Below are 17760 nucleotides of genomic sequence, written 5' to 3' on the forward strand. Positions count from 1 at the left end.
GAAAGTTTATCCCGCCAACAGAGACAAATCGTCCAAAAGCGCGCGAGGTTTGCCCGAAATAGTAGCATCCACGAACTCGTCAGCTCTCACCAGCCAGTTGCGTGCCGCGCTTAGATCGTCTAACTGCCAATAGGCTTGCACCAGGTAACACGCTAAACGCAGCGACTGGCGGTGATCGTCGAGTCTTTCTCCGATTTCCAGCAACAGTTCGCCTGTGTCGATAACTTCGTTCCATTTTCCGGCCGCGGCCAGGAACGTCACCCGGTTTGCCCCCAGTACCAAGCGTTCCTTATCGGCAGAAATCGCGGCCGGAAGCGCCGAGAAATCGACCGAGTCCTTGAAAGTTCGCAACCGTTTCTCAACCTCGGCAACCTGTTGAACGTCCAGCAGTCGAAACTCGGGAACGGGTTGTCGCAGCCAGGATGGGTCGTTTAGGTCAGGCAGCACCCATTCCGGACTGGTTTCGCTCAAACCCTGTTCGGCCAACAGATTTTTCACCCCGAAACGGGCGCTCAAAAGGTCTTTTACCGAAGCGAAAGAACACAGCGGGGCTTCGTGCAGGCTCTGGATGACCCGCGTGGACATGGTGTTGTTAGCGTTACGGGAGTCAAAAGCCAGAGCAAGTTTCATGGCAACCGACTCGAGCCGGGCTTGTGCCAGCGCCAAAGTATCGGCCGGAGTGAGGCCCTCGAACGGAAGCCAACGATTCGACCCGTTGATTGCGAAGCCGAGGGGCGGCACTTTTGTGCCCGTCCCGATGAAAGCCCCCACGGCTCGGGACAGGAAAGTTGCCGCCGCACGGGTCGCCACCAGCAAATCCCAAGGATCCTCGGGGTTAGAGAACCACTGTGCGTGAGTTTCCAGCAGCTCCAACCCCTCGGGGATATTCCAAGTGGCCGCGCAAAAACGCAGGTGGGAGGCAATGTCACCGAGGTATTGCGACGTTTCGGTCTGGAGCCGGTAAGAGCGTTCGTGGGCGCGCCACGCCGCGTCGCCCTCGCCCGCCCAAGACAGCGGCAGCATCAGGAGGGGGTTGAGGTCATCCGGTTGAACGCACTGCCAGTCCGCCTCGGCGCTACGTTCCAAAGCGTCTCGGTACAGAGAAAGCGCTTGGGCAAACTCCGAGGAGTTGACGGCCCAGGCGATGCGGGAACGGTAATGATGCAGGGGACAGTCCGCCTCGTCGCGAACCTCGCGGGGTATCTCTTCGAGGGCAGAAATGATTTCGAGGGCTTCGCGGGCGGCTTCGCGGTGGCCTCGCCCCAGCTCCACCTGGTGGCGGGTAATCCAGCGGGAACGCAAGGAAATGCCCGCTTCTGCCGTGAAATATTCCATCCAGAAGGTCAGGTGTTCGATGAGTTTCGCGCTCACGCCGGGGTGCCGGGCCGCCAGGGTGGGGATTTGGAGCAGCTGTTGGGCGATGACCTGGTTTTGAGTCTCGGTGGGGACCATCTGACCGTGCGCGACCTGCTGGAGCACCCACGACAGAGTGGCCAAAGCAGATTCGGTGTCGCCGGACTCGAGGGCATCCCACACGAGTTCCAAGCGGACGGTGATTTCTGTTTCGTCCAAGCCGTGTTTGTGAGCCAAAGACGCCAGTTCCTCCAGGCGGTGCAGGCGCTCTGGACCCAAGGGGTCACCCAGGGCAGTTTCCAGATCATCGCCAATCTGCGTGGCGAGAATTTCTGGATCCACTCCCGGAACGAAACCGTCGGACTCAAAAATGCTCATCAGCACCCATTCTTGCATATTCACGAGTTTCCCCAGTCCGGTTTCCCGGTGTGTCACACGTGCCCGGGCGGCGAGCCCCGGTATGGTGAGTTTAACCGGGATAGGTAAGGGGGAGCCTGTTGAGCATAACGTTTTCAGATGATGCTTACTCCTTCGACTCCACGCCGGATGATTCCGCCCCCTACAGCGCGGCGGTGTTAGCCACGCAGTTGATGAATGCGGCTTCGATTCCCCCCGGACTGCCGCGCACAAAAGCGACCTTAGACGTGGTCAGTGCGGCTCGTGATGCGGGTTACGACGACTTGTTGGCCGGGGCCGAACTGGAGCTAATTGGCTGCTATCTGGAAGGACGCAACCCTGGGAAGGCGCTGGAAGCATTTTCCTCCACTTTGACGCGCTTGCTGCATCGCCCGGAACTCTACGACTCCCGTCAGCTGGAGCAGCTCTCCCGGTACTATCCCGAGGTCATCGAAAGCGCCTGCACCCACCCCGATGTTCCCCTGTCGCTGCTGAATCATTTATTGGCCGGTTTGCAGGCTTTACAAGTCAGCCTCGAGCCCTCGTCGGCCGCCGGTGACTACCTGCGCCACCGGATGCGCGAAGCGTTGGGAAACCCCGCTAGTGACCGGTACTTCTTGGACCGCGCCATCGACCAGATTACCCCCGCGGATCATCCGGCGCTGGGACGCGCGGTCGATATTTCTCAAGTGGAACTGGCCTGGGATCGTCACCCGGAGCAGGCGTTACAGGTGTCGTGGCGGATGCTGACTCACGAGGTTCCCGGCCCACAGAAGGCGCGGCTGCTGCGGGTGATGCTCCCCGGGCTGGTAGCCACGGATGCCTGGCAGGTCGCCTGGGAAGCGCACTTGGTGGCTTATGAATATGACCGTGAGGAATCCCGTCTGTCTGAGATTTGTGAACACTTCCGGTTCCTGGCGGTGGCGGGAATGTGGCCACGTTTGCTCCTGTTGCTGGAACGGCACCTGGGTCTCATTCGCCATGCTCACGACCCGTGGGATTTGTTGGTCGGCCTGCGAGCTGTTGTCGGGGCGCTCGAGGCTTTGGACTGGGCTGGATACGGGAATTATCCCTTGAAAGTATCTCTGGCTCCGGCTTCGCGTTTCCACGAGATTCCGGCTCTGGTGCACCCGAGTGTGGCCCAGGCCCGCGATTTGCTGGGGCAGGCAGCCGCGACCTTAGCGGCTCGCTATGATGAGCGCAACGGCAATGTTGAGGTGTCGTCGTCGTTGGGTCTGCTGGATTCGCATCCCCTCCCTGACGGTCTGTTGTTGCAAGGCAATGAGGGGGACGCGCGGTTTATGGCTCGGCTGCTGCGGGCGCGGGCGCTGCTGGAATGCGACCAAGGGTTTGACGCTCTGCTGCTGTTGGGAGGGCTGGAACAGACGAACTTCCCCTCCGTGCGGCGTCTCGGTCCCGAGATTCGAATGCTGACGTCCCTAGCGCGGATGCAGATGTCTCACGACTCCGCCAGCGCCGCGGAATCGTCGGCTGCCAAATCCGATCCCGAATCCCAATCTGCCTAGCTTTGCCGCGGGCCAGCCAAAAGCAGGGTTACCGCGGTTGTTCCCCCTGCAACTTGTGCAGGAACTGGCGAGTGCGTTCCTGAGTGGGGTGGTGAATGAGCTGTTCCGCGGGGCCCTCTTCCAGCACGGTGCCGCCGTCCATGAAAACGGCACGGTCAGCGACCTGGGCGGCGAACTCCATCTCGTGAGTGACGATAACCATCGTCATGCGTTCGTCAGCCAGAGAGCGGATAATGGCCAGGATTTCGCCGGTCAGCTCGGGGTCCAGCGCGGAAGTTGGCTCGTCAAAGTACAGCATTCGCGGTTTCAACGCGAGTGCTCGGGCGATGGCTACCCGCTGCTTTTGCCCCCCGCTCAGCTCGGAGGGGTAGGCATTGCCTTTGTCTCCCAAGTTCATGCGTTCCAGGAGCTGTTGGGCTTCGGCGCGAACCTCGGCCGGGTGACGATGTTGCACTTTAATCGGGGCATCGGTGAGGTTGCGCATGACGTTCCAGTGGGGGAACAGGTTGAAGTTCTGGAACACCAGTCCGTAGTCGTGCCGAAATCGTTTTTCGTCGCCGCTCGAGGTTTTTTCACCATTTTTCATGGTCAGGGCGGTTTCCCCGAAGTATTCGATGCTCCCGGAATCCATGCGGTCCAGGAAAGTGGCGCAGCGCAGCAAGGTGGACTTCCCCGAACCGGAAGGACCCAGAATCGCCAGGACCTCGCCCTGCTCGACCTGTACGCAGACCCCTTTCAAGACGGCTAGGTCGCCGAAACTCTTGTGCATGTCTTTAATGGATAGTGCGGTGCTCATGATTCCCTGCTTTGCTGGTGACATCTCAGATTTGGTATTTGCTGACGCGTTTTTCCAACTTACTCATGGTCATGGCCACCACCATGTTAAAGACGTAATAGAAAATGCCGGCAGCGACGAAAGGCGCCATCGAAGCGGTGGTGGAGGCGTATTCCCTGGCGATGGAAAACATTTCCAAGAAAGAAATGACTTGGGCCAGGGACGTGTCCTTGACCAGGGTGATGACTTCGTTAGTGATGGAAGGCAGCACCGTGCGAAACATCTGGGGCAGCTTGATGGTATAGAAAGTGCGCTGCTGAGAATAGCCCAGAACAAACGCCGCTTCAGTTTGCCCCTGGGGGATAGCTTGGAAACCGCCGCGATAGATTTCGGCGAAATAGGCGGCGTAGTTGATGGAAAAAGCAATGATGGCAGCCCAGAAATTGTAAGACGCACTGATAGGCACTTTGAACAGGTAATACGGCCCAAAATACACGACCATGAGCTGCAGCATCAGGGGAGTGCCACGCATAATCGAGATATAGAACTGGACTATCCAGTTCAGGGGTTTAAACGGAGCTACCCGCCCGGCGTACACCAGTAATCCCAGGGGGAGGGATATGACCAGCGTCAGCGCGAACAAAATCACGGTGCGGCCAAAGCCCAAGGTCAGTTCAGGAAGGAAAGTCCACTCGTTCATGTTGCATTCTTAAACTGAGGAGTTTTCGGTGCCGCTTAGTGCTGTCCCGCGCTAAAAGCGACACCGAAAACTCAACTTTGGCTACGTTTATTTGGTGATGACGGCGTTTTCCAAGCCGTATTTCTTGGCGAGTTCCATGAACTTGCCGTCCGCAATCATCTCATCGAGGGTGGCTTGCACCTGGTCATGCAGGGCTTCGTTGCCGAGTTTGAAGCCCACACCGTACTGTTCGGTCTGCACCGGCTTTTCCATGATGGTGAACAGTTCCTTTTTGCGCGTCTCTAGCTGGTAGTTGGCGACACCGATGTCCACAGCCACCGCGTCGGCAGCCCCCGCTTCCAAACTCATGAACGCATTGTTGTAGTCGGGAACTTTGCTGAGGGTTTTGAATGAAGCGAGCAAATCCTTGTTGGCTTCGTCCTCGAGGGCTGCCAAGCCGGAAGAATCAGCCTGCACTATGACGGTCTTGCCCGCCAGAGCCGCGGCGTCTTTCAGGTTGTCGGCGCTGCGGGTCACAAAAACAATGGAGTTATCTACATAAGGTTTTGACCAGGTGTACTTGTCCTCGCGGCCGTTCATGGTGAAACCGTTCCACAAGCAATCCACTGACCCCGAGTCGAGCTGCATATCTTTGGCATCCCAGTCGATGGGTTTCTTTTCCAGGGTCCATTTGTTTCGTTTCGCTACCTCGGCAGCCAAGTCCAAGTCGAAACCGGTGTATTCCCCAGTCGTTTCGTCCTTGTAACCGTAAGGAGGGAAGTTCGCGTCAAAGCCGACCACGAACTTGTCGCCGGCACTTTTCGTGGAGTTGTCCCCTGCGGCGCCGGCGTTTTGCGAAGAGGCTCCGCCGCAAGCAGTCAAAGAAAAAGCCACGGCGAGACCTGCCGCGAGACTGACAATTTTTTTCAAAACCATTGTCTTTCCTTTAAATAGTGAAAATGACTTTTGTCTTTTGCAGTCTAACAGCGTGACCGCGGGGATTTAAACCGCGTCAGAAATCCGGGCAATTCCAAAACACGCCGAGGCGCATCCCGGTAAATTGCGCAACACTCACTAAATTTTTGGCGTCAAAAAACCGACATTACTTTAACCCTTAAGTTCAAGGTTAAGGTTGGAAGGGGAAAATCATGATGGAACCAGCACCACTGGCAGTCATCCGTGTCGTAGGCGTCGGAGGTGGCGGTGTCAACGCGGTAAACCGGATGATTGAGTCGAATCTGCGCGGTGTCGAGTTCATCGCGATTAACACCGATGCGCAAGCGCTGTTGATGTCGGATGCAGACGTCAAACTGGAGATTGGTAGGGAGTCTACCCACGGTTTGGGCGCAGGAGCCGATCCGGAAGTCGGCAAGGCGGCCGCGACTGCTCACGAGGACGATATCCGCGAGGTATTGCGCGATTCCAATATGGTCTTTGTGACTGCTGGAGAAGGCGGTGGCACCGGTACTGGTGGGGCTCCGGTTGTGGCCGGTATCGCCCGCGAGCTCGGCGCTTTGACTATCGGTGTGGTCACCCGGCCCTTCCAATTTGAGGGTCGCCGACGCGAGCAGCAGGCCGACCGTGGTATTGAAGCGCTGCGCGAACAAGTCGATGCCCTCATTGTGATCCCAAACCAGCGCCTGTTGGAATCCACGGACACCAATCTCTCAGTTTTGGATGCTTTCCGTGCCGCTGACCAGGTCCTGCAATCCTCTGTGCAGGGTATCACCGAAATTATCACCATCCCCGGCACCATCAACGTCGACTTCGCAGACGTGACCACCACCTTGAAAGACGCCAAGACCGCCCTGATGGGGATTGGGACAGCCACCGGCCCGGATCGAGCCCTCATTGCGGTGGAGATGGCGATTTCTTCACCGCTGCTGGAAAGCTCTATGGACGGTGCCGACCGAGTCCTCATCTTCTTCCAAGGCGGAACGGATCTGGGTATGCAAGAGATGAACGACGCCGCCCAGATGGTTCGCGAACTGGCCGATCCGGAGGCTAACGTCATCGTCGGTTACGCTCCGAACGAAGAATTTGCCGATGAGATTAAAGTCACGGTTATCGCTGCAGGTTTCGAACGCGAAGATGGGAACGCGTCCTCCGCGCGAGCCGCTCAGACTTCCTCCGTTGCCCGTTCAGCAGCACGTCCCGCCCCATCCGCTCCGAGCGCCAAGCCGGCCGCCGCGACCCGGGCTAGTGAACCGAGCGAAAAGCGGACGGTACCGCAGCCGAGCTCGAAAGCACCCGCGGCTGCGAAACCGGACCCGGCACCTGCTGAAACCGCTTCTGAAAAGGAAGAAATCCTCGACGGAATCGAAGCCCGACTGGCTCAGCACCGCCACGAATCCGCCGCGAAAGTTCCCGAGCTGAAAGCTCCGAAGTTCCCTGCTGGTACCGAGGCGATGGGAACTTTGAAGCCCAAGTCCGAGCCGCACCAGCCGGAAATCAAGCTCACCGGGCTGAGCGGAATTCCTGACGCGAAACGCGAACCTTTAGCCGTTACCTCCGGGATTCGTCCGGTGTCTCCCGATGCGGCGAGCGTGCCGGACTACGTGGATTCCTCGCGGGAACAGCATGCCCCGGCACTGCGTTTGGAACAGGTTTTCGATGACATCGCGGGGGACGATGAACTCGACATCCCGGACTTCTTAAAATAAGTCTGTCTCATCCAGGCAGCGAGGCTGTTTCACCCGAAACTTTCTTCGCATCTCCCAAAAGAAAACCGTTCCCGTCGTTGACTCCCAGTCATCGACGGGGCGGCTTTCGCAATTTTCGCTCTGATTAGCGACACTCCGCAACAATTCCCCACTAAAACAACCGTTATCGCGTAACCTCATTCCAGTTGTCCAATTCACACCGAAACCTAGGGGAGAAATTATGGGTCTGGCGCTGCGTAACGTTTTAGAGAAAGTCGGCTTGCGGGAACCCGAAATCGACGATTACGATGACGAGGAATTCATCGAAGATGAAACTCCGTTGGGCGAGGTTCACGAATTTCCCGGTTCCACCGAGTCGGAAACTGCCTCTCGTCAAACCCCGGAAACTCCGGCTGAGGCTCCGATTGGCGCGATTGACCGGATTAAGACAGCCAAGCCCACCACATACTCAGATGCCAAAGAAATCGGCGACTACCTGCGCGATAACGTGCCAGTCATCCTCAACTTGGCTTACCTTTCTGCCAAAGAGGCGCAGCGCATGGTCGACTTTGCTTCCGGCTTGACTTACGGTCTGCGTGGTTCTTTCGAGGAAGTCGGCACCCGTGTGTTCCTGCTTTCCCCGCAGCACCTTAAGACTATCGAGGCGACCCCGAAGCCGTCGTCTTCCTTACTACAGACTTTGTAACTGCTAATCTCCTTCCATCCTGAGGTTCCCCCGTCGCGTGTAGCGGTGGGGGAACCTTGGTCTGTCTAGCCGGCAGGCGTCAGGTAGGATGGACTGCGTGAGTATGGTGCAACTGATTGGCCTAGTGATTTACTACGCGATAAACGTCTATGTTTTCATCCTAATCTTGCGGGTCGTTCTGGACTGGGTGCAGCTTTTGGCCAGGGGTTGGCGCCCTCAGGGGATTATCTTGGTGTTTGCTAACTTGATTTACGCTCTGACGGATCCACCGGTACGGTTCTTTGGGCGTCTGATACCTCCGCTGCGTATCGGCGGATTAGCCCTTGACATGGGGTTTTTAGTGTTTTTTATCCTCCTGTTCTTGCTGCAATGGTTGGTGGTCAGGCTGACTTTTATGGTTTAGCCGCCGCGTTTTCGTTTTCATCACACTCCGCGATTAGTAAAATTTCCCCCTTTCGGAGTAAGTTTTAAACCTCAGTATTCACACAAGTAACAAAAAATGTGTAACAATATCTTTTGTACAAAACGTGCGAATGCCCAAAAGGTTTTGGAAGTCGGGGCGCAAGCCCCCTGATACGGACGAGGTGACGAATATGGCGTTGCTCACCACAGATGACATCGTCAACAAGAAGTTTCAGCCCACGAAATTCCGCGAAGGCTATGACCAGGATGAAGTGGATGATTTCTTGGACGAGGTGGTGAATACCCTCGATACCCTGACCAAAGAGCGTGACTCGCTCCGGGCCGAGCTGGAGGAAGCGAACCGCAAGATTGCCGAGCTGTCCAGTGGCGCAGCGCCGACTACGCCAGAAGCTCCGGCGGTGGAACCGGTTGCCGAACCGGTCACACCCGAACCGGCTGCTATGGTGGAACCCGCACCGGGTGCGGGGGAGGTTCCGGCGTCAACTTCCGCAGTTTCCATGCTGGATATGGCCCAGCGTCTGCACGACGAATACGTGCAAGACGGTCAAAAGAAGAGCGAGGAAATCATTGCCAACGCTCGTGTCGAAGCCGACCGCATTATTGCTGATGCAGAGCAGGAGCATTCCCGCGTACTGGCTCAGTTGGAGCAGGAACGCGGTATGTTGGAGCGCAAGATCGAAGAGCTCAAGACTTTCGAATCCGAGTATCGCGCCAAGATGAGTTCGTTCCTAGAGGGCATTCTTTCAGACTTGGCGGATTCCGCACCGACCAACTAAGTTGTCGTTCAAATCCATCTCTAACCGTCAGTCGACGGGAGATTCCCACCGATTCTCTCGCTGGCTGACGGTGCTTTTAATCATGGTGGTGGTGGGCGGCATCGACCAGATAACGAAACGCCTCGCCTTGCGCTTCCTGGCCGCCGATACCGCGCCGCGGCCTTTGCTGGGCTCATACGTAACCCTGCACCTCACGCACAACCCTGGCGCCGCTTTGTCTATCGGCCAGGGCCAGACCCTGGTCGTCACCATCTTTAGCTTGATACTGGTGTTTATTTTGACCGTGCTGTCGTTCTTGACACACAGCCGGACGTGGGCTTACATTTTGGCGGTCGTGTCCGGCGGGGGGATGGCTAACCTGGTCGACAGGTTCCAAGGCCCGACCTGGGGTACCGGAAAGGTCGTGGACTTTATTGATTACTTCGGGTGGTTTGTCGGCAATGTGGCTGACATTTTCGTAGTTGTCGGGGTGGCGGTGATTTTCGTTTTGCTGCTTCGCGGCGTACCTCTGTTCGCTACTTCCCAACCTGACCCCGTATCGAGGTGCTCCGAGGCGGACGGAGGCCAGGATTGTTCCGTAAAGGGTAAAGATTCGTGAGTCGTTTGTTGCCGGTACCGGAAGGGCTCGCGGGGCTTCGCGCGGACGTGGGGCTGTCGCGGCTGTTGGGGCTGTCACGAGCGAAAGCGGGAGCCCTGCTGGAATCCGGAGCGGTCACGCAAAACGATGAGATCCTCAAAAAATCCGATGAACTGACCCCGGGAAGTCTGCTGGAAATAGAGATTCCCGAACCTGTCGGCTATGTTCCGGAAGTCACCCGCGTAGAGAACTTAGGAATTTTATATGCCGATGATGATTTGGTCGTGGTAGATAAGCCGGCTGGGGTCGCCGCCCATACTGGCCCCGGTTGGGAGGGACCCACGGTAGTTGGGGCACTTAGGGCCGCCGGTATTCGTGTGTCAACGTCCGGACCAGTGGAACGCGAAGGCATTGTGCACCGTCTGGACGCGGGAACGTCGGGAGCCATGGTGGTTGCGAAATCGGAACTGGCCTACGGCAAACTGAAGAACGAGTTTCGCTACCATCGGGTCGAAAAAATTTACACCGCCCTCGCCACGGGAAAGGTGAAACCCCCGGTAGGGACCATTGACGCCCCCATCGGTAGGGCGCCGGGGCGCGAGTTTAAGATGGCGGTCGTGTCCGGGGGTAAGCCCGCGGTGACGCACTACGACGTCATCGAGGAACTGCGGGGGGCAACCTTGTTGAAAGTCCAATTGGAGACCGGGCGAACCCACCAGATTCGCGTGCATCTCGCGGCTATTGGGCACCCCCTGGTGGGAGATACGGAATACGGAGCGGATCGGAAAGCGGCGGCACGGCTGGGGCTGGAACGGCAATGGCTGCACGCCAGTCGGCTGGCGTTTAAGCATCCGCGAACCGGTCTGGAAGTCGCGGTGCAGGCTCCGCTACCTGCAGATTTAGCAGCAGCTTTAGAGCTTTTGCGCCAATAGTCAGGCCGAAATTCGCGACTCGCGGTCCCACCTGCGAGACTGGAACCTGGCGGGCTCGCCGCGGAAAAAACGACTAGGATTGACCCATGCCCAGTTCCGATTTTGTTCATCTCCACGTCCATACCGACTACTCGATCTTGGATGGGGCGGCAAAGATTAAGCGGCTGGTTGCCAAAGCGGTAGAAAATCAGCAGAAGGCCGTGGCGATTACCGATCACGGTTATTTGTTCGGGGCTTTTGAGTTTTATCAAGAATGTCGTAAGGCCGGGATTCAACCCATTATCGGCTTGGAAGCCTATGTCACTCCGGGGACTTCACGCTTTGACACCACTCGAGTGCAGTGGGGTACTTTGGAACAGCAAAAGGCCGGTGACGACGTATCCGCTCGCGGCGCTTATACGCATATGACGCTGCTGTCCCGAACCACTGAGGGGATGCACAATCTGTTCCGGCTGGGCTCGTATGCCTCTCTGGACGGACAGATGGGCAAATGGCCGCGGGCTGACCGGGAACTGTTGGAACGCTACCACGAGGGGCTGATTGGCACGGCAGGCTGTCCCTCCGGGGAGGTCCAGACCCGGCTGCGGTTGGGACAGTACCAGGAGGCTCGGCGGGCTGCCGGGGAACTGCAGGACATCTTCGGCAAAGACAATTTTTATGTGGAGCTAATGGATCACGGTCTGTCCATCGAAAACCGCGTGCGTAAAGACCTACTGCGCTTAGCGCGGGAAATCAACGCACCTGTCATTGCTACCAACGACTCCCACTACGTCAATAAGGAAGACCGGGAAATCCAAGACGCGATGCTGTGCATCAACTCCGGGGATCGGCTGTCTAACCCGGACCGGTTCCGCTTTGACGGCACGGATTATTATCTGCGGCCCAGCGAAGAAATGCACGAACTGTTTGCGGAAATCCCCGAGGCCCTAGACAACACCCTGCTGATCGCCGAGCAGTGCAACGTCGAATTCCCGGACGTGAAAGAAGGCACTTTTATGCCGGTGTTCCCGGTGCCAGCCGGAGAGGACGAGGTGTCTTGGTTTATTAAGGAAGTTGAACGCGGCTTACAGTATCGGTTCCCGAACGGCATATCCGAGGAAGTCCGCAAACGCGCCGACTACGAGGTTGAGATTATTGTCCAAATGGGATTCCCCTCGTACTTCCTGATTGTTTCGGACTACATTCAGTGGGCGAAAGACAACGGGATTCGGGTCGGGCCGGGGCGCGGCTCTGGTGCTGGCTCCATGGTCGCCTACGCCATGCGCATCACGGATTTGGATCCCATCAAACACGGGCTGTTGTTTGAACGGTTCCTCAATCCGGAGCGGGTGTCCATGCCCGATATCGACGTAGATTTCGACGATCGGCGCCGTCAGGACGTGATTGACTACGTGACCCGCAAATACGGCAAGGACAAAGTGTCCCAGGTTGTGACCTACGGCACGATTAAATCAAAGCAAGCCCTGAAGGACGCGGCACGCATTTCGGGCGCGGATTTCTCTAAGGGGGAAAAGCTCACCAAGGCGATGCCGCCGGCGGTCATGGGTAAAGACATCCCGCTGTCCGGCATGTACGATTCGCAGCATCCGCGCTACAAAGAAGCCGAGGAATTCCGCAAAGTCGTGGCCGAAGACCCGTTTAACCGCCAAATTTTTGACCTGGCAGCCGGGGTGGAAGGCATGGTCCGCCAGTGGGGGGTACACGCGTGTGCGGTCATCATGTCGCGAGAAACCTTGACTGACGTCATTCCCATGATGAAACGCCCGCAAGACGGAGCCATGATTACCCAGTTCGACTACCCGACTTGTGAGCACCTGGGCCTGCTAAAGATGGACTTCCTGGGGCTAAAGAACCTCACCATTATTTCCGATGCCTTGGACAACATTAAGATTAACGGGAAAACCCCACCCGACCTGGAGCGTTTGGAAGTTGATGACAAAGCGACTTACGAATTGCTGTCCACGGGCGAAACGTTGGGGGTGTTCCAGCTCGATGGCGGGGGGATGCGCACCTTGCTGAAGCAGCTGCGGCCCACCGAGTTCGACGATATTTCCGCTCTGGTGGCGCTGTATCGTCCCGGACCGATGGGGGCGGATTCCCACACGAACTACGCATTTCGGAAGAACGGGTTGCAAAAGATTGAGCCGATTCATCGTGAGCTGGAGGAACCGCTGAAAGATATCCTCGGCTACACCTACGGCCTGATTATCTATCAGGAACAGGTCATGGCGATCGCCCAAAAGGTCGCCGGATTTACCCTGGGGCAGGCCGATATTTTGCGTAAAGCCATGGGGAAAAAGAAGAAAGACGTTCTGGCCGAACAGTACGTGAAGTTCCATGATGGGATGATTGCTAACGGCTATTCCGAGGATTGCTGCAAAACCCTGTGGGAAATTCTGGTACCTTTCGCTGATTATGCATTCAACAAATCTCACTCGGCGGCTTACGGGCTAATTGCTTACTGGACCGCTTATCTTAAGGCGAACTTCCCGACCGAATATATGGCGGCCGTGCTGACCACCCAGACGGATAAAGACAAGCTGGGGATGTATTTGAACGAGGTGCGCCGCATGGGGATTAAGGTTTTGCCTCCTGACGTGAACCAGTCCTATGGGGCTTTTGCACCTGACGGAAACGACATTCGTTTTGGCTTGGCCTCGATTCGTAACGTCGGAGGAAACGTGGTGGCGGAAATCATCAAGGCACGCCAAGAAAAAGGCGCCTACACGTCCTTTTCCGATTTTCTGAAGAAAGTTCCGGCGGAAGTCTGCAACAAACGCACTATCGGTTCCCTGATTAAGGCCGGAGCTTTCGACACGTTCGGAGCCTCACGCCATGCTCTTACCGCGATTCATGAGCAGGCAGTGGAAGCAGTGGTGTCTACGAAACGTCAAGAGTCCAACGGACAGTTCGACCTGTTTGCCGCCTTAGAGATGGACGGAGCCGATTCCACGGACAATTTACTGGGCTCGGCCAGCATTGATATCCCCGATATCCCGGAGTGGCCCAAGAATAAACTGCTCGCGTTTGAACGTGAAATGTTGGGAATGTATGTCTCGGACCACCCTCTTTCGGGAATGAAACGGGTGTTGGAAGGCCTAGCTGAGGACCGCATCGTGGATCTGACCTCGGAGGAGGGCAAAGGCAATGATTCCCCAGTCAAAATTGCCGGTCTGGTGACAGCGGTGAACGTAAAAATTTCCAAGCGTTCCGGCCAGCAGTGGGCAATTGCGAAAATCGAAGACATGACCGGCTCTGTGGAAGTACTGTTCTTTGCGAAAACCTACGAAAACATTGCCGCTGACCTGGTCCAAGACAATATTGTGGTGGTCGGCGGACGGCTGCGCCGCGAGGATGAATCCGTTTCGATTTATGCCAGCGACTTGAGCGTACCGAAATTATCGCTACATCTGGATCACTTGGACGAAGTGGATCTATTGCTGCCCGCCGAGCGCTGCACCCCAGAAAATATGCGCGCCTTTGGGGCCCTGCTGGACCGTTTCCCTGGCCAGGCTCCCGTGCGTCTGCATATTTTGGAGCAAGGGAAGCTGCAAGTCCTGGACTTGGGTCCCGAACGCCTGGTGAACGCCGGTCCGGATTTCTTAGGTGAGCTGCGCGCCATGCTGGGGTATGACTCGATTATCACCCCAGGAACTAACCCCTTAGAATCCAGTGCGGCCGCCGAACTGGCCGAACTGGATCCGCATCCCGACCAGTCTCAAGATCCCCCGGAAGACACCCTGTTCGACACCGGCAGCTAGCCGTTTCGCGCTGCGGGTGGTTCCGGTAGTCCCTCAGGTTTCACCAGCAGGGTCGGCTTGGCGCACCGGGTTCGCGGGGTTTTCGGGGCTGGTCAGTTAGCTGTTAAGATAAATACCGTGTTCAACGTATTGGATTTTTCAAAAGAAAACGTGGATGCCGCGGTGCTGCGTGAGCGGCTTCCCCGGGCGGCCCTCAATGTCGAGCGGGCGGTGGAGGCGGTGGCGCCCCTAATCGAGGCGGTGCGCCGCGAAGGGGCCAAAGCCCTGCGCGACCAAGCCGAGCAGTTCGACCGGGTGCGTCCCCGCCTGTTGCGGGTCCCGGCGGCTGAAATTGAGCGAGCTTTACGGGAACTGGATCCGGGGCTACGCGAAGCAATTGAAACTTCCATTGCCAACAACCGGAAGGGTCACGAAGCGCAGCTGCCTCGCCCGGTCGTCACCGAGATTATTCCCGGCGGCACCGTTACGCAACGCTGGATTCCGGTGCGGCGCGTGGGTCTGTACGTGCCGGGCGGGCTCGCGGTCTATCCCAGCTCGGTCATCATGAACGTGGTGGCGGCACAAGTGGCGGGGGTGGACCAGATTGCTCTGGCCTCCCCGGCGCAGCAGGCTTTCGACGGCTCGGTACACCCCACCGTGCTGGCGACCTGCGCCTTATTGGGTGTGACCGAAGTCTATGCCATGGGCGGGGCCGGAGCGATTGGTGCGTTTGCCTACGGGGCAAAGGGCGAAACGCCAGACGATGGTCAGGTTTTGGTGGAGCCTGTGGACGTCGTTACCGGTCCGGGCAATATCTACGTCGCGGCCGCGAAACGCGTGGTGTCCAGTGTCTGCGGTATCGACGCGGAAGCCGGCACCACCGAGATTGCCATCATTGCTGATAGCAGCGCCACGCCGAAATTTGTCGCTGCGGATTTAATCAGCCAAGCCGAACACGACCCGGCAGCCGCCTCGGTACTGATTACTGACTCAACCGACCTTGTGACCCAGGTGAGAGCGGAACTGGACCGTCAAGTTCCCCAACGTGACCACCACGAACGTATCGCCACCGCCCTATCCGGACCGCAGTCGGGCGCCATCCTCACTCGGGATATCGAACAATCCATCGCCGTGGCGAACGCTTACGGAGCTGAACACCTCGAAATTCAAACCGCTGATGCCCGCAAAGTGGCAGCAAAAATTCACAATGCGGGGGCAATCTTTGTCGGCGACTACACCCCGGTGCCGCTGGGGGATTACCTGGCAGGCTCCAACCACGTCTTGCCCACCGGAGGCACGGCCTCCCATGCTTCGGGCCTGAATGTGATGGCTTTTCTGAAGTCCGTGCAACAGATTGAATACACCCAACAGGCCGCGGACGCGCTGACCGACCGCCTGGTGGTATTTAGCCATGCGGAGGACCTGGAAGGCCACGGAGCGTCCTTGCTGGCACGTCGGGAAGGCAAGTAGATGAGCGCAACAGACGCCCTCGCCATGCCTGATGACGCCATGCAACTGCCCTTGCGGGAGGACTTGGCGGGGCTCGAACCCTACGGGGCGCCCCAGCTGCAGGTACCGGTGGCCATCAATGTGAACGAAAACCCCTATCCGGTGCCGGCTCCGGTGGTAGAGGCGATTACCGCGGCAGTGCACGAGGCGGCGGGCAGCCTGAATCGTTATCCCGACCGGGATTTTCCGGCTCTACGCCTTGCCCTGAGCGATTATCTGGAGCGGGAATCCGGAGTGCGGGTGGCTCCCGAATGGTTATGGGCCGCCAATGGCTCCAACGAGGTCATGCATCATTTGTTCAGCGCTTTTGGGGGACCGGGACATCCGGCGCTGTCGTCCTCGCCCACGTACTCGATGTATCCCGAATATGCCCGCAACACCTTGACCGAGTTGCTGGACGTGCCGCGGCGAGAGGATTTCTCCGTGGACGTGGCTGCGTTGAAGCAAGCCGTAGACCGCGCACACCCAGCGCTGCTGGTGCTGGCTTCCCCCAACAATCCCACAGGAACCCACCTGAGCTCCGCAGATGTGGCTGAAATCCTGAGTTTTACTCGCACCAGCGGACCGCACGGGAGCGCGACCCTGGTGGTCATTGACGAAGCCTACGGCGAGTTTCGCCGTGACGGGGTACCTTCCGCACTGGAACTGTTGGCGGCGCACCCGCACCTGGTGGTGTCCAGAACTATGTCCAAGGCTTTCGCGATGGCCGGATTGCGGTTGGGGTACTTGGCGGCTCGTCCCCAGATTATTTCCCAGCTCATGCTGGTGCGATTGCCCTATCACCTGTCGGCTCTGACTCAGGCGGCAGCTCTGGCGGCGCTGTCCCAGTCAGATTTGCTGCAAGCCCAGGTGGACAAAATGCGCCACACTCGAGACCTGATGGTGCAAACCCTGCGAGAAATGGGGTTGAGCGTGGCAGAATCGGATACGAACTTTGTTTTCTTTGGAAAGTTCAGCGACCGCCAAAAAGTCTGGCAAGATTTGCTTGACCGCGGCGTGTTGATTCGCGTAGTCGGACCCGATGGCTGGCTACGAGCCAGCGTGGGCACCGAGGAAGAAACTGAGGTGTTTCTTTCCGCCCTAAAGGAGGTATTGAAATGAACGAAACTCGAACCCCCCGGGTGGCGCAGGTCACGCGGGAAACGTCGGAATCTCAGGTAAAGGTGCGGGTGAACCTGGACGGAACCGGCCAAGCCAACATACACACTACGGTGCCGTTCTATGACCACATGCTCACCGCTTTGGCGCGTCACTCCCTGATTGATTTGGACATTGCAGCCTCGGGAGACACCGACATTGATGTCCATCACACGGTGGAGGATACGGCTATTGTTTTGGGGCAGGCTCTGCGTGAGGCGTTGGGGGACAAGGCCGGTATCCGCCGTTTCGGTGACGCGTGCGTGCCGCTGGACGAGGCTTTGGCGCACGCCGTGGTGGATTTGGCGGGAAGGCCCTACGTCGTCTGTGAAGGAGAACCGGAAGGCCAGCAGTATCACCTCATCGGCGGGCACTTTACCGGTTCGTTGACTTATCACGTGTTTGAGTCCCTGGCGCTGAATGCCGGTATTTGTCTGCATCTGCGCCTGTTGGCGGGCCGGGACCCGCACCACATCGTGGAGGCCCAATTCAAGGCCCTGGCGCGGGCGTTAAAGGCCGCGGTGGAATACGATCCGCGAGTGGTGGGTGTCCCCTCCACCAAAGGAACTCTGTAGCATCGGGAAAGGCT

General features: G+C 57.8%; 15 protein-coding genes. 11 read left to right on the top strand and 4 right to left on the bottom strand.

What is annotated here, in order from left to right:
- Positions 1-6: 6 nt before the first annotated feature.
- Entirely contained in the window at positions 7-1749 is a 1743-nt protein-coding gene (locus tag Q0X47_RS00885) for a hypothetical protein (RefSeq protein ID WP_297721656.1), read from the bottom strand.
- A gap of 101 nt (positions 1750-1850) precedes the next feature.
- Between Q0X47_RS00885 and Q0X47_RS00890 the strand changes: the two genes are divergently transcribed.
- On the top strand, positions 1851-3275 hold the full coding sequence (locus Q0X47_RS00890) for a hypothetical protein (RefSeq protein WP_297721658.1): 1425 nt from the start codon (positions 1851-1853) through the stop codon (positions 3273-3275).
- A 28-nt stretch (positions 3276-3303) separates the two neighbouring features.
- Here the strand turns inward: Q0X47_RS00890 and Q0X47_RS00895 are convergent, their stop codons facing one another.
- The 3 genes from Q0X47_RS00895 to Q0X47_RS00905 all read right to left on the bottom strand — a co-directional run bounded on the left by Q0X47_RS00895 (position 3304) and on the right by Q0X47_RS00905 (position 5665).
- On the bottom strand, positions 3304-4095 hold the full coding sequence (locus Q0X47_RS00895; RefSeq protein WP_297721662.1) for an amino acid ABC transporter ATP-binding protein: 792 nt from the start codon (positions 4093-4095) through the stop codon (positions 3304-3306).
- Position 4096: 1 nt separating this feature from the next.
- Positions 4097-4750 carry an amino acid ABC transporter permease gene (locus Q0X47_RS00900; RefSeq protein ID WP_297721665.1) on the bottom strand — a complete coding sequence of 218 codons (654 nt, stop codon included), beginning with the start codon at positions 4748-4750 and terminating at the stop codon, positions 4097-4099.
- Positions 4751-4837: 87 nt separating this feature from the next.
- Positions 4838-5665 carry a transporter substrate-binding domain-containing protein gene (locus Q0X47_RS00905; protein ID WP_297721668.1) on the bottom strand — a complete coding sequence of 276 codons (828 nt, stop codon included), beginning with the start codon at positions 5663-5665 and terminating at the stop codon, positions 4838-4840.
- 215 nt (positions 5666-5880) lie between these two features.
- On the opposite strand from Q0X47_RS00905, the gene ftsZ reads away from it, so the two are divergent.
- The 10 genes from ftsZ (at position 5881) to hisB (ending at position 17746) form a co-directional block, all read left to right on the top strand.
- Positions 5881-7392: a cell division protein FtsZ gene (ftsZ, locus tag Q0X47_RS00910; protein WP_297721883.1), complete on the top strand. Its 1512-nt coding sequence runs from the start codon at positions 5881-5883 to the stop codon at positions 7390-7392.
- Between the two features lie 220 nt (positions 7393-7612).
- On the top strand, positions 7613-8077 hold the full coding sequence (locus Q0X47_RS00915; RefSeq protein ID WP_297721671.1) for a cell division protein SepF: 465 nt from the start codon (positions 7613-7615) through the stop codon (positions 8075-8077).
- A gap of 103 nt (positions 8078-8180) precedes the next feature.
- Positions 8181-8480 carry a YggT family protein gene (locus Q0X47_RS00920; RefSeq protein ID WP_297721886.1) on the top strand — a complete coding sequence of 100 codons (300 nt, stop codon included), beginning with the start codon at positions 8181-8183 and terminating at the stop codon, positions 8478-8480.
- Positions 8481-8610: 130 nt separating this feature from the next.
- Positions 8611-9276, top strand: a complete 666-nt coding sequence (locus tag Q0X47_RS00925; protein ID WP_297721672.1) for a DivIVA domain-containing protein — start codon at positions 8611-8613, stop codon at positions 9274-9276.
- Between the two features lie 70 nt (positions 9277-9346).
- Positions 9347-9874, top strand: coding sequence for a signal peptidase II (locus Q0X47_RS00930; protein WP_297721675.1), 528 nt, complete (start codon positions 9347-9349; stop codon positions 9872-9874).
- Positions 9871-10785, top strand: a complete 915-nt coding sequence (locus tag Q0X47_RS00935) for an RluA family pseudouridine synthase (RefSeq protein WP_297721677.1) — start codon at positions 9871-9873, stop codon at positions 10783-10785. The genes Q0X47_RS00930 and Q0X47_RS00935 overlap by 4 nt, the downstream gene beginning before the upstream one ends.
- An 86-nt stretch (positions 10786-10871) precedes the next feature.
- A complete protein-coding gene (dnaE, locus tag Q0X47_RS00940) occupies positions 10872-14546 on the top strand; it encodes a DNA polymerase III subunit alpha (protein ID WP_297721680.1) in 3675 nt (1224 codons plus the stop codon).
- Between the two features lie 117 nt (positions 14547-14663).
- Positions 14664-15995 carry a histidinol dehydrogenase gene (gene hisD, locus Q0X47_RS00945; RefSeq protein WP_297721683.1) on the top strand — a complete coding sequence of 444 codons (1332 nt, stop codon included), beginning with the start codon at positions 14664-14666 and terminating at the stop codon, positions 15993-15995.
- A complete protein-coding gene (locus Q0X47_RS00950; protein WP_297721686.1) occupies positions 15996-17135 on the top strand; it encodes a histidinol-phosphate transaminase in 1140 nt (379 codons plus the stop codon).
- Positions 17132-17746 carry an imidazoleglycerol-phosphate dehydratase HisB gene (gene hisB, locus Q0X47_RS00955; RefSeq protein WP_297721689.1) on the top strand — a complete coding sequence of 205 codons (615 nt, stop codon included), beginning with the start codon at positions 17132-17134 and terminating at the stop codon, positions 17744-17746. The genes Q0X47_RS00950 and hisB overlap by 4 nt, the downstream gene beginning before the upstream one ends.
- Positions 17747-17760 lie beyond the last annotated feature (14 nt).

This window comes from uncultured Mobiluncus sp., assembly GCF_947254095.1.
Taxonomy (GTDB): domain Bacteria; phylum Actinomycetota; class Actinomycetes; order Actinomycetales; family Actinomycetaceae; genus Mobiluncus.